The sequence below is a fragment of the Mycobacterium sp. E2699 genome (genome assembly GCF_001666745.1).
Classification (GTDB): Bacteria; Actinomycetota; Actinomycetes; order Mycobacteriales; family Mycobacteriaceae; genus Mycobacterium.
Window position 1 is genome coordinate 26,292 of sequence record NZ_LZJH01000048.1, and the last position, 12,355, is coordinate 38,646.

12 protein-coding genes and 1 pseudogene are annotated in these 12,355 nt (G+C 70.0%); 7 read left to right on the top strand and 6 right to left on the bottom strand.

Annotated elements, in window-relative coordinates:
* Window positions 1-112: 112 nt before the first annotated feature.
* Window positions 113-751: a hypothetical protein gene (locus A5696_RS05920; protein WP_067874851.1), complete on the top strand. Its 639-nt coding sequence runs from the start codon at window positions 113-115 to the stop codon at window positions 749-751.
* A 4-nt stretch (window positions 752-755) separates the two neighbouring features.
* On the opposite strand, the gene A5696_RS05925 is transcribed toward A5696_RS05920, so the two are convergent.
* Both A5696_RS05925 and A5696_RS05930 read right to left on the bottom strand, forming a co-directional pair.
* On the bottom strand, window positions 756-1,874 hold the full coding sequence (locus A5696_RS05925; RefSeq protein ID WP_067874853.1) for an MBL fold metallo-hydrolase: 1,119 nt from the start codon (window positions 1,872-1,874) through the stop codon (window positions 756-758).
* Window positions 1,875-1,879: 5 nt separating this feature from the next.
* On the bottom strand, window positions 1,880-2,614 hold the full coding sequence (locus A5696_RS05930) for an enoyl-CoA hydratase (protein ID WP_067874855.1): 735 nt from the start codon (window positions 2,612-2,614) through the stop codon (window positions 1,880-1,882).
* 26 nt (window positions 2,615-2,640) lie between these two features.
* Here A5696_RS05930 and A5696_RS05935 point away from each other — a divergent pair, with 26 nt between their 5' ends.
* A complete protein-coding gene (locus tag A5696_RS05935; protein ID WP_067874858.1) occupies window positions 2,641-4,152 on the top strand; it encodes a carboxyl transferase domain-containing protein in 1,512 nt (503 codons plus the stop codon).
* A 16-nt stretch (window positions 4,153-4,168) separates the two neighbouring features.
* On the opposite strand, the gene A5696_RS05940 is transcribed toward A5696_RS05935, so the two are convergent.
* Entirely contained in the window at window positions 4,169-4,717 is a 549-nt protein-coding gene (locus A5696_RS05940; protein ID WP_067874861.1) for a TetR/AcrR family transcriptional regulator, read from the bottom strand.
* Window positions 4,718-4,816: 99 nt separating this feature from the next.
* Here A5696_RS05940 and A5696_RS05945 point away from each other — a divergent pair, with 99 nt between their 5' ends.
* The 3 genes from A5696_RS05945 (at window position 4,817) to A5696_RS05955 (ending at window position 8,120) form a co-directional block, all read left to right on the top strand.
* Window positions 4,817-5,974: an FAD-dependent monooxygenase gene (locus A5696_RS05945; protein ID WP_067874864.1), complete on the top strand. Its 1,158-nt coding sequence runs from the start codon at window positions 4,817-4,819 to the stop codon at window positions 5,972-5,974.
* Between the two features lie 81 nt (window positions 5,975-6,055).
* Window positions 6,056-6,766, top strand: a complete 711-nt coding sequence (prrA, locus tag A5696_RS05950; RefSeq protein ID WP_156738272.1) for a two-component system response regulator PrrA — start codon at window positions 6,056-6,058, stop codon at window positions 6,764-6,766.
* Window positions 6,767-6,779: 13 nt separating this feature from the next.
* The gene (locus tag A5696_RS05955; RefSeq protein ID WP_067874868.1) at window positions 6,780-8,120 is read left to right on the top strand and encodes a HAMP domain-containing sensor histidine kinase; all 1,341 of its coding nucleotides are present in this window, start codon (window positions 6,780-6,782) and stop codon (window positions 8,118-8,120) included.
* A gap of 38 nt (window positions 8,121-8,158) precedes the next feature.
* Here A5696_RS05955 and A5696_RS05960 read toward each other — a convergent pair.
* From A5696_RS05960 to A5696_RS05965, 3 genes and pseudogenes are all read right to left on the bottom strand, one after another.
* Window positions 8,159-8,380, bottom strand: a pseudogene (locus tag A5696_RS05960) (hypothetical protein); the annotation flags it as partial.
* 851 nt (window positions 8,381-9,231) lie between these two features.
* Window positions 9,232-9,381, bottom strand: a complete 150-nt coding sequence (locus A5696_RS27940) for a hypothetical protein (RefSeq protein WP_197516900.1) — start codon at window positions 9,379-9,381, stop codon at window positions 9,232-9,234.
* A gap of 11 nt (window positions 9,382-9,392) precedes the next feature.
* The gene (locus A5696_RS05965) at window positions 9,393-10,391 is read right to left on the bottom strand and encodes an OmpA family protein (RefSeq protein ID WP_082968933.1); all 999 of its coding nucleotides are present in this window, start codon (window positions 10,389-10,391) and stop codon (window positions 9,393-9,395) included.
* Window positions 10,392-10,477: 86 nt separating this feature from the next.
* Here A5696_RS05965 and A5696_RS05970 point away from each other — a divergent pair, with 86 nt between their 5' ends.
* Together A5696_RS05970 and A5696_RS05975 are read left to right on the top strand one after the other, a co-directional pair.
* Complete coding sequence (locus tag A5696_RS05970) at window positions 10,478-10,741, top strand: DUF2630 family protein (protein ID WP_067874871.1); 264 nt, start codon at window positions 10,478-10,480, stop codon at window positions 10,739-10,741.
* Window positions 10,742-10,773: 32 nt separating this feature from the next.
* On the top strand, window positions 10,774-12,333 hold the full coding sequence (locus A5696_RS05975; protein ID WP_067874874.1) for an NAD(P)/FAD-dependent oxidoreductase: 1,560 nt from the start codon (window positions 10,774-10,776) through the stop codon (window positions 12,331-12,333).
* The last annotated feature ends 22 nt before the right edge of the window (window positions 12,334-12,355 follow it).

Here is a 12,355-nt window from a genome sequence, read left to right on the forward strand (position 1 = left end):
CAATGGCCGCCGGGACGACAATCGATTTAACATTCCCGACCCCCCGCGGACACCACGCGGCGCGACATTTATCTCCAACAGGGCATGACGAAAGGTCGTCGACACGGACGATTTGGACATCGACAATCCCTACTGGGAGGCCGTGAGGGATTGCGTCGAGGCCGACAGTTTCGAGGGCAACCCCGTGGTCGGCGAGTTCCGGTTGGACCGAAGCGTACAAGAAAGCATGGCGCGCGCGCCGAACCGGCAGCTGCTCGTCCGGAAATACTCCTGGACCATCCCCGACCCCGGCACCGTGGCGTTCGTCGCGCGGCACGCCCAAGGCGGACTGGTCGATCCGATCGCGGGCACGGGCTATTGGGCCTACCTGCTCGCGCAGGTGGGCGTCGACATCGTCTGTTACGACCTCAACCCGGGCGCGGATCTGGCCACCAACGGATGGCACGACGACGTTATGCACGTCCGGGTCGTCGCGAAGGACTGCGCCGAGGCCGCGGCGATGCACGCCGACAGGACGCTATTCCTTTCGTGGCCACCGCATGGCCAGGACGTCGGCGCTCGCATCCTGAAGGCCTACAAGGGAAGTCGCGTCATCTATGTCGGCGACGGCCACGGCGGCGCCACCGGCGACGATCGGATGCACCGGATACTCGACACCCACTGGACCGAAGTCGATTCCCACCAGCCGGTGCAATGGTGGGGCCAACACGATCGGGTGACGGTGTATGAGCGCACCCGGCCGGACGGGTAGCGGGTCACAGCCGCCACCAGGGGTTGAATCTGCGCGGCGCGGCGGGATCGATGCGCTGGCCGGGTAGCGGCACCGCCACCTGTACGTGAACGGGCTCAGCCGCCTTGAGCACCCGCTCGACGGGTTCGGCCCACGGGTGGGGGGCCAGCCGGAACGTTCCCCAGTGGATGGGCACCAGCAACCCCGAGCCCGAGTCGGTGACGTCGAGGTGCGCGCGAACGGCCTCCTCGGGATTCATGTGGATGTCCGGCCAGGCCGTGTTGTAGGCCCCGACGGGCAGCAGGGTCAGGTCGAACGGGCCGTGGTCGGCGCCGATCTGCGTGAAGCTCTTGGTGTAGCCGGTATCGCCGCCGAAATACGCGCGCTGCGTCGGGCCGATGAACGCCCATGACGCCCACAGCGTGGTGTTGCGATCCAGGAAGCGGCCCGAAAAGTGCCGCGCCGGCATGCAAATCACGGTGAGCTGGTCGAGCTTGGTGGCCTGATGCCAGTCGAGTTCGACGATGCGGTGCTCGGGGATTCCCCACGCGCGTAGGTGGGCTCCCACTCCGAGCGGCACGAAGAACGGGGCCCGCTGCGTGCGCGCGAGCGCGGTGACGGTGTCGATGTCGAGGTGGTCGTAGTGGTCGTGGCTGATCACCACCGCGTCGACGGCGGGCAGCCCCTCCAGTTGCACGGGCGGCGGGTGCAGCCGCTGCGGCCCGACGATGTCCGAGGGCGAGCACCGGTTGCTCCAGACGGGATCGGTGAGCACCCGGTAACCGTCGATTTCCAGCAGTGCCGTCGAGTGGCCGAACCAGCTGACGGCCAACCGGCTGGGCGCGCCGTCGAAGATTTCCGGCGCGGCCAACGGGATGGGCCCCTTCGGTCGGCTGCCGCCGCGACCGGCCAGCAGCTCCCACACGATCAGCCGCAATTCCTCGCGGTCCATCTGGTAGACCGAGGCGGGATCGAGGTTGACGAACTCGCCGTCGGAGTAGTTGGGCGACGCCTCCGCGACCGCCCGGATCGACGCGGGCGTCGCGCCGAGGGCGGCCGGGGCGCCGTGCAGCGCGCGCACCAGCCAACCGCCGACCGCCAGCGAGGCCGTGCCGGCGGCCAGTCGCAGCGCCCCCCGCGGCATGCCCGTCAGGCTCCCTGAAATTTCGGCGGCCGCTTCTCGATGCGCGCGACCTGAGCCTCGATGACGTCCTGGCTGGCCCACGCCCGGTCGAAGAGCTCCTTGTGCTCGGGCCACGCTTCTTGGATGGCGCCGTCGTCGTTGAGCACCCGCTTGGCGTGTTGTATCGCCAGCGGCGCCAGGCCCGCGACCTCGGCGGCCCAGGCCTGGGCGTCGGCCAGCGTCCCGATGCGGTTGACCATTCCCGTCAGCACCGCCGCTTCGGTGGTCAGCTTCTCCGCGGTCAGCAGCATCGCGCGGGCCCGCCCATGGCCGACCAACGAGGACAGCCGGCGGATGCTCCAGTTGTCCAGGGCCAGGCCATATTTCGAGGTCGGGAACTGGAAGAACGCGTCGGGTGCGGCGACCCGCAGGTCGCATTGCATGGCCAGCTGCAATCCGGCGCCGATCGCGGGGCCGTTGATCGCCCCGATCACCACGATCGGCGCGGCGTCCATGACCTTGTGCAGCTCGATGAGCCGGTCCGGATAGTCGGCGGCGAAGGCGTCCCCGGACAGGTCCGCGCCGGCGCAGAACACGGTGCCCTGGCCGGTCAGCACGATCGCCCGGGTGGATCCGTCGTCGCCGGCCTTGGCGATGGCCTCCCGAAGCTCGTCGACGAGCTGGGAATTGAGGGCATTGCGGCGCTCGGGGCGCTGCAGCTCGATGGTCATTACGGCTTCGGTCTGGGTCACGCCGATCATTAACCCAGCCTATATAGCCTCGTGTCGTGACTCGCACCACGACCGGACAGCTGCTGGATGCCGTGCTCGACAAGGGCTCGTTCGAGAGCTGGGACAGCGATCCGATGGCACTGCCGGTTTCCGAGTCCTACGCGCGGGAGCTGGCCGGCGCGCGCGCCGCCACCGGCCTGGACGAGGCGGTGCTCACCGGCGAGGGCCGCATCTCCGGGCGCCGTGTCGCGGTGGTGGTGTGCGAGTTCGACTTCCTCGGCGGCTCTATCGGGGTGGCCGCGGCCGAACGGATCACCGCCGCGGTGGAGCGGGCGACCGCCGAACGGCTGCCCCTGCTGGCCTCGCCGAGCTCGGGCGGCACCCGCATGCAGGAGGGCACGGTCGCGTTCCTGCAGATGGTCAAGATCGCCGCGGCGGTCCGGCTGCACAAGCGGGCGCACCTGCCGTACCTGGTCTACCTGCGCCACCCGACCACCGGCGGCGTGTTCGCCTCGTGGGGGTCGCTGGGCCACGTCACCGTCGCCGAGCCGGGCGCGCTGATCGGCTTTCTCGGGCCGCGGGTGTATGAGCTGCTGTATGGCGAACCCTTTCCGCCCGGCATCCAGACCGCGGAGAACCTGCAGCGCCACGGGGTGATCGACGGCGTCGTCGCGCTCGGCGAACTGCGCCGGACGCTCGATCGCGCGCTGCGGGTGATCGCCGACCCGCCCGAGCCGCTGCCCGCGACGCAGCCGCCCGAGCCGACGCCCGACGTGCCGGCGTGGGATTCCGTGGTGGCGTCCCGGCGGCCGGACCGGCCCGGTGTCGGCACGCTGCTGCGCCACGGCGCCACCGACTGCGTGCTGTTGTCCGGCACGGGCGCCGGGGAGGCGGCCACCACGCTGCTGGCGCTGGCCCGGTTCAACGGCCAGCCCGCCGTGGTCCTGGGCCAGCAGCGGATCACCGGGGGCCTCGTGGGGCCCGCGGCGCTGCGCGAGGCCCGGCGCGGCATGGCGCTGGCCGCCGAACTGCGCCTGCCGCTGGTGCTCCTCATCGACGCCGCCGGGCCCGCGTTGTCGGCCGAGGCCGAAGAGGGCGGGCTGGCCGGCCAGATCGCCCAGTGCCTGGCCGAACTCGTCACGCTGGAGACGCCGACGGTGTCGATCCTGTTGGGCCAGGGCAGCGGCGGACCGGCGCTGGCGATGGTGCCCGCCGACCGGGTGCTGGCCGCGCTGCACGGCTGGCTGGCGCCGCTGCCGCCCGAGGGCGCGAGCGCGATCGTCTTCCGCGACACCGCCCACGCTCCCGAACTCGCCGCCGACCAGGGGATCCGCTCGGCCGACCTGCTGGCGTCCGGGATCGTCGACGCCATCGTGCCCGAGCATCCCGACGCCGCCGACGAACCGGTCGAGTTCTCCCAACGACTGTCGCGCGCGATTGCCGCAGAGGTGCACGCGTTGCGCGAGATGCCCCCCGAGGAGCGCCTGGCCGTCCGGCTGCGGCGTTACCGGCGCATCGGCCTACCCGCCGCGAGCAGACGCAAAAGCCCCGCACCGGACCCGATCTAGGGGTTTTTGTGTCCGCTCACGCCGCCCCGGTGAGGTAACGCTGAATCGTCGGCCCGAGCCACTCGACGATCTCGTCGCGGGTCATCCCGACGACCGGAGGCAGCCGTAACACGAAGCGGCACAACGCCATCCCCAGGATCTGCGTGGCGATCAGCCCGGCGCGCATCCCGGATTCCCCCGCGGGCGCCAGCGTGGCGACCAGCGGCTGCAGTTGGGCCCCGAAGATCTCGTGCATCCGTTGCGCGGCTTCGCCATTCGTGGCGCTGCATCGCAGCAGGATGACCAGAGCCTCGTCGCCCTCCCAGCGTTCGAGGAAGTGCTGGACCACCGACCGCCCGACCTCCGTCCGGTCGACCGCGGCCAGGTCGGGAAACCTCAGGTCGAAGTCCGCCGCGGCGGCGAAAAGCTTGTCCTTGCTGCCGTAGTACCGCATCACCATCGCGGGGTCCACCCCGGCGTCGGCGGCGATGGCCCGGATGGTGGCGCCCTGGAAACCGGACGCGCCGAACCGCTCGCGGGCCGCCGTCAGGATCGCCGCCTTGGTCAGTTCCGAGGATCTCTTCATGTCAACAATTGTAGGCCAACAAGTGTTGACATCAGGGCATCGGCGCGCAAGCATGGACTTATGCCAACAAGCGTTGACTTTGGACGAGAGGAGCCGATCATGTATGACACCGACGTTTTGGTGGTAGGCGCCGGCCCCACGGGCCTGGCACTGGGCGCTTCGTTGCTCGTCCGCGGCGTGCGGGCGGTCGTGGTGGACGCGCTCGCCGAGGGCCAGAACACGACCCGCGCGGCCGCGGTGAACGCCCGCACCCTGGAGGTGCTCGAGGACCTCGACGTGGCCCGGCGAATGGTCAAAGCGGGGCTGATCGCGCCGCGATTCACCATGCGGGAGGGCCGGCGCATCCTGATGCCCGTCGACTTCAGTCCGCTGCCGACGAAGCACCCGTACACGTTGATGCTGTCCCAGTCCGACACGGAGCGGCTGCTGCTGGAGCGACTGCACGAACTCGGCGGCCGGGTGATCCGGCCCAAGACGCTGAGCCGGCTCATTCAGGACGGCCAGGGCGTCACCGCCACCTTCGACGACGGCGACACCATCCGGGCCGGCTACGTCGTCGGCGCCGACGGCATGCACAGCACGGTCCGCGACCACGCCGGAATCGGGTTCACCGGAGGCGAATTCGCCGAATCCTTCACGCTCGCCGACGTCCGGCTGGACGGCGACGCACCCCGCGACGAGGTGATCCTGTTCTACGCGGCGGAGGGCCTGAACGTGCTGGCACCGCTGCCCGGCGACATCTTCCGCATCGTCGCTCCGGTTCCGGACGCGCCGAAGGCGCCCTCGCCGGAATTCGTGCAGGCCCTGCTGGATGCCAGGGGCTTCGGGCCCGGCCAGTTGAAGGTCACCGAGCTGCTGTGGGGAACGCGGTTCCGCATCCACCACCGCGTCGCCGACACCTACCGGGCCGGCCGGCTGCTGCTCGCCGGCGACGCCGCCCACGTGCACAGCCCCGCCGGGGGCCAGGGCATGAACCTCGGTATCACCGACGCGATCTCCCTGGCGGGCGCGCTCACCGACGTCCTGCGCGGCGGTCCCGACGCCGCGCTGGACGCCTACGCCGCGACCCAGCGCGGGCGGGCCGAGCGCGTGCTGAAACTGACCGGTCGCCTGACCCGGATCTCCACCGTGCCGCGTCCACTCGGCCCGGTCCGCAACCTCGGGATGCGCCTGGCCGCGCGCGTCCCCGGCGTGCGCAGGCGACTGGCCGTGCAACTGAGCGGCCTGGGCGCGCCGAGCGGTCGCAAACGCCCCTGATCGGGACCGGTTCGGGGGGGCGTTTGCGTCTGCCGGCGCCCAAGTCGCGCCTCCCACCGCCGACGGCGAGGATCAGGCAAAATGAACGCCATGGACACTGGTGCCACCTCGCCTCGGGTGTTGGTCGTGGACGACGACTCCGACGTGCTCGCCTCGCTCGAACGTGGCCTGCGCCTGTCCGGGTTCGAGGTGTCGACCGCGGTCGACGGCGCCGAGGCCTTGCGCAGCGCGACCGAGACCCGCCCGGACGCGATCGTGCTCGACATCAACATGCCCGTCCTGGACGGCGTCAGCGTCGTCACCGCGCTGCGGGCCATGGACAACGACGTGCCGGTCTGCGTGTTGTCCGCGCGCAGCTCGGTCGACGACCGGGTGGCGGGGCTGGAGGCCGGCGCCGACGACTACCTGGTCAAGCCGTTCGTGCTGGCCGAGCTGGTCGCGCGGGTGAAGGCACTGCTGCGCCGCCGCGGCTCGACCGCGACGTCGTCCTCGGAGACCATCACGGTCGGCCCGCTGGAGGTGGACATCCCCGGCCGGCGGGCACGGGTCAACGGCGTCGACGTCGACCTGACCAAGCGGGAATTCGACCTGCTGGCCGTGCTGGCCGAGCACAAGACGGCGGTGCTGTCCCGCGCGCAGCTGCTGGAGCTGGTGTGGGGGTACGACTTCGCCGCCGACACCAACGTCGTCGACGTCTTCATCGGGTACCTGCGCCGCAAGCTGGAGGCCAACGGCGGTCCCCGGCTGCTGCACACCGTCCGCGGAGTCGGGTTCGTGCTGCGAATGCAGTAACCATGAAGTGCGCATGAACCTGTTGTCCCGGATTTTCGCCCGTACGCCTTCGCTGCGGACCCGGGTCGTGGTCGCGACGGCCATCGGCGCCGCCATCCCGGTGCTCATCGTCGGCGCGGTGGTCTGGGTCGGGATCACCAACGACCGCAAGGAGCGGCTGGACCGCCGGCTCGACGAGGCCGCCGGCTTCGCGATTCCCTTCCTGCCGCGCGGACTCGACGAAATCCCGCGCTCGCCCAACAGCCGCGACGCGATCATGACGATCCGCCGCGGCGACCAGGTCAAGTCGAACTCCGACGTCACGCTGCCCAAGCTGGACGTCGACTACGCCGACACCTACGTCAGGGGCGTGCGCTACCGGGTGCGGACGGTTGAGATACCCGGCCCGGTGCCGACGTCGCTGGCCGTGGGCGCCACGTACGACGCCACCATCGCCGAGACCAACAACCTGCACCGGCGGGTCATGCTGATCTGCGGATTCGCCATCGGCGCGGCGGCCGTGTTCGGTTGGTTGCTGGCCGCCTTCGCGGTGCGCCCGTTCAAACAGCTCGCCCAGCAGACGCGGCTGATCGACGCCGGAGACGAGGCGCCGCGGGTCGAAGTGCACGGCGCCAGTGAAGCCGTGGAGATCGCCGAGGCGATGCGGGGGATGCTGCAGCGCATCTGGGACGAGCAGAACCGGACCAAGGAGGCGCTCGAGTCGGCCCGCGACTTCGCGGCGGTGTCCTCCCACGAGCTGCGCACGCCGCTCACCGCGATGCGCACCAACCTCGAGGTGCTGTCCACCCTGGACCTGGCGGACGACCAGCGCAAGGAAGTGCTCAGCGACGTCATCCGCACCCAGTCGCGGATCGAGGCCACACTGAGCGCGCTCGAGCGGCTGGCCCAGGGCCAGCTGTCGACGTCGGACGATCACGTGCCGGTCGACATCACCGAGTTGCTCGACCGCGCCGCGCACGACGCCATGCGGGTCTACCCGGAACTCGACGTGTCGCTGGTGCCGTCGCCGACGTGCATCATCGTGGGGCTGCCGGCGGGGTTGCGGCTGGCCGTTGACAACGCGATCGCCAACGCCGTCAAACACGGTGGCGCGACGCGCGTTCAGCTGTCCGCGGTCAGCTCGCGTGCCGGCGTGGACATCGCCGTCGACGACAACGGCAGTGGGGTTCCCGAGGCCGAACGCCGGGTGGTGTTCGAGCGATTCTCGCGCGGGTCGACGGCGTCGCATTCGGGCTCGGGTTTGGGGCTGGCGTTGGTGGCCCAGCAGGCCCAGCTACACGGCGGGACGGCTGCGCTTCAGGACAGCCCCCTGGGCGGTGCGCGGCTGCTGCTGCACATCCCCGCGCCGAGCTGACGCCGGATGCTGGCGCGACATTACGCCCGTGCCGGACGTCACTTCCTCGAACTCTTGCGCCACGGCGTGAAACACGCACGCGCGGCGGACTCTTCATCTTTGAACCAGACCTGCGCGACGGTCGGGTCGTAAGTCTCGTCGTCCGGGGTGTAGTAGAGCCGGGTGTCCGAACGGCCCTTGACCAGCCATCCGGCCGGTCCCCCGCCGTCGGGGGTGGCGCGGGCGGACCCCGGACCGTAGGGCTCATACGGCAAGACGGGCTTCCATTTGGGTGACTCCGCGGTGCCGGGCAGCCTCTTCGGCGCCGACTGTTCGGCGATCGGCGCCGCTTTTTTCACCGGACGCCCCGTGGCCTTTCTCGGCGGCACCCTCTTGCCGGGCGGAACCTTCTTCGGTGCCGCCTTTCTCGCACCCGGGACCCTCTTGACCGGCGATCCCTTGGCGCCCGGGCGAGCCTTCTTCGGCGGCGGTTTCCTCGCCGACGCGGGCTTGGCCTTCGGCTCCTTGTCGGCCCGTGCCGCGCGGGAAAAGAACCTTCTCAGGAACAAAAACCTGGCCTTGGGCGGCCGCTTCGGCTCCGGAGTCGTCGCTTCTTCCGCGACCGGGATCTCCGTCGTCGGCGGCTCTTGTGCGACGGGCAGCTCGGTGGCGGGCGACTCTTCCGCGACGGGTGCGTCGGTGGCCGGCGGCGCGTCGTCGACCGGGATCGCCGTCGGCGGCGGCTCCGGCTCGACCGGATTGTCCGGGAGGCGCGGCTCGTCGCCGACCGGGACCGCGGTCTTAGGCTGGGCGGGCTCGACGTGGACGTCCGCGGCCGGCGGCTCGTCAGTGCACTCTTCAGTGACGGGGATCTCCCTCGTCGGCGCGTCCGGCTCGACGGGGACCGTCGTCGTGAGCTGTTCGTCGTCGGCCGGGATGTCGGTCGCGAAGAACTCGTAGGGAGCCGAAATCCTGGTGGTCGGCTCGGGCTCGATGTCCGCCGCGACGGCCAACGCGTCGGCCTGCGCCGCCACCGGCATCGGCCGTTTGACGGGCCGCACCTTCAGCGCAAGCGTCAACACCAAACCCATCACGAAGGACAGGCCGAAGAGCAACCAGTGCACGTGGCTCATCACTTTCCGCCTATCCCGGGGCCGGTCCGGGCGGCGGGGAACTCTTCAACGCCGACGCGCTTGTTCATGACGTTGGCGATCACCCGGGCGACCGCCGAGCCGGCCACGAATGCGAGCAGGTACCACAACCACTGGATTACAAAATCCATGCCGGATCTCCTTAACTCACAACGATTTCGACGCGGCGATTCTTGGCGCGGCCCTCGGCCGTGTCGTTCGGGGCGATGGGGTTCGCCGAACCGAGGCCCTTGACCACCAGCTGAGTGCCCGCGACGCCATGGGCGACAAGGAAATCGGCGACCTTTTGGGCACGCTGGGTGCTCAGCGGAATGTTGATCGCCTCGACTCCGGAATTGTCGGCGTAGCCGTTGAGCGTCACCCGCGCCATCGGACACGCCTTGAGCTTGTCGGACACCTGGGTCAGTACCGGCTCATCGGCCGGGGTCAGGCTGACACCGTCATTGGCGAACTCGATCGGGCCGCCCGTCACGGCGATGATCGCCCCCCGCACGTCGGTGCACTGCACGGCGACGGGGGCGACGGGTGGTACGGGCGGCGCAACCGACCCCCTGATCACAAGGTTGTCAACGACGTTCAGCTTGGACCAGGTGCGCACCGCCTCCTGGTGGACAACGTTGTTTTGCTCTTGCGATGCGGCGGTGCCGGCCACGGTGATGGTGTCCCCGCGGACCATCAGACTGAAATCGGGAATCGAGGCGCTGTCTTTGAAAATCGGTCCGGCTTTTGAAAAGTCGAGCGCGTCGATATTGGGATTGATGTGTATTTGGTCGACGATGTTGACACCCGGCGGCAGCGAACCGTTAAGCGCCCTCAACAACGCCGCCTTGGCGGAGTCGTCGGGGAAATCCCCGCTGAGGGTTAAGTCATTGCCGCTGCGCGTAATTGAAAGCGGCGACAGGGACAGCTTCCGGGCGGCGGACGCGCTTGTCGGCGCCCCGGCGGGCGGGGCATGGGCGGATCGGGGTCGCGCGCACCCGCCGTAACCGATTGCGGCAATGAACAACGGAATAAGCGCGACGGCAATCAGCCAGGGCAGTCCAGGCGACCGCCGGTGCAATTCCGGCTCCGGCCGCGAGTCGGTATCTGCGGGCACTTGCCGCAAATCCGTGCCTATCCCCACTATTGCCCCCTCGGTCATTATTCACCCGCACTTTCGTTTTGCAGGCGATATGCAGCCTACCGATTCGGCGGGGCGACGCCTGCCAGGTCGGGCACACTGGACGCATGGGAAACGGCAGAAAACCGACCGACAGCGACACCCTCGCTCACATCCGCACCCTCGTCGACGAGGAGAAGGCCCTGCGCTCGCAGGTGCAGCGGGGCGACATCAGTGGGTCAGAGGAGCATGATCGCCTGCGCCGGGTGGAGGTCGAGCTCGACCAGTGCTGGGACCTGTTGCGGCAGCGCCGTGCGCTGCGGGAAAGCGGTGGTGACCCACGCGAGGCGCAGGTGCGCCCGCCCGACGAGGTCGAGGGCTACCTGAGCTGAGCTACCGCGGGAATGCCGACGCCTTCGACGCGATCGTCGTCGGCGGCGGCCACAACGGGCTGGTCGCGGCCGGCTACCTGGCCCGCGCGGGCCTGCGGGTCCGGGTGCTGGAGCGGCTGGAGCACCCCGGCGGGGCCGCGATTTCGGCGCAGGCCTTCCCCGGTGTCGGCGTCCGGTTGTCGCGGTACTCCTACCTGGTCAGCCTGCTGCCGGCCCGGATCGTGGACGACCTGGGCGCCGCGGTGCGACTGGCTCGCCGGCCATATTCGTCCTACACGCCTGATCCGGAGACCGGGGGCCGCCGCGGGCTGCTGATCGGGCGCCCCGGGACGTTCGGCGCCATCGGCGCCGCCGAAGACGAGGGCCGTTTCGCCGCCTTCTACCGGCAATGCCGGCTGGTGACCGAACCGCTCTGGCCGACGCTGCTCGAGCCGCTGCGCACCCGTGATGAGGCCCGCCGGCACGTCGTGGACGGCGGCGATCCCGGGGCCAAGGCCGCATGGCGGGCCATGATCGACGAGCCCCTCGACCGCGCCATCACCGGGGCGGTGGGCAACGACCTGGTTCGCGGCGTCATCGCGACCGACGCGCTGATCGGCACGTTCGCCCCGCTCGACGACCCGTCGCTGCGGCAGAACGTCTGCTTCCTCTACCACGTGCTGGGCGGGGGCACCGGGGACTGGGACGTCCCCGTCGGCGGGATGGGCTCGCTGTCCGCGGCCCTGGCGTCGGCGGCATTCGCTTATGGTGCCGAAATCATCACCGGCGCAGACGTTTTCGCGGTCGAACCCGACGGCGGCGTGCGCTACCGGGTCGGCGACGAAGAGCACGCGGTGCGGGGCCGGTTCGTGCTTGCCGGCGTCACACCCACGGTCCTGGCCGGCCTGCTCGGCGAGCGGCCGACGACCCCCGCGCAGGGCGCACAGGTCAAGGTGAACATGGTGCTGCGACGCCTGCCCCGATTGCGCGACAGCGGCGTCACACCCGAACAGGCGTTCGCCGGGACGTTCCACGCCAACGAGACCTGGCCCCAGCTGGACGCCGCGTATGCGCGCGCGGCGGCCGGGGACATCCCGAATCCGCTGCCCTGCGAAGCCTATTGCCATTCGCTGACCGATCCGAGCATTCTGTCGGCCGAGCTGCGCGAGTCGGGCGCCCACACCATGACGGTGTTCGGCCTGCACACCCCGCACTCGCTGTTCGACGGCAACTACTCCGGCGCCCTGCGTGACCGCCTGACCGAGTCTGTGCTCGCGTCGCTGAATTCCGTTCTGGCCGAGCCGATTCAGGAGGCATTGATGACCGATGTGCAGGGCCGGCCCTGCATCGAGACGACGACCACCCTGGACCTGCACCGCACACTGGGGATGACGGCGGGCAACATCTTCCACGGCGGCCTCACGTGGCCCTTCGCCGACGACGACGACCACGTGGACACGCCGGCGCGGCAATGGGGGGTCGCCACGGCGCACGATCGAATCATGTTGTGCGGCTCGGGCGCCCGCCGCGGCGGGGCGGTGTCGGGCATCGGCGGGCACAACGCCGCGATGGCCGTGCTGGCCACCCTCGCGAGCAGTCGCAAAAGCCCCTGATTTGGTGTCGAAATGGGTACTT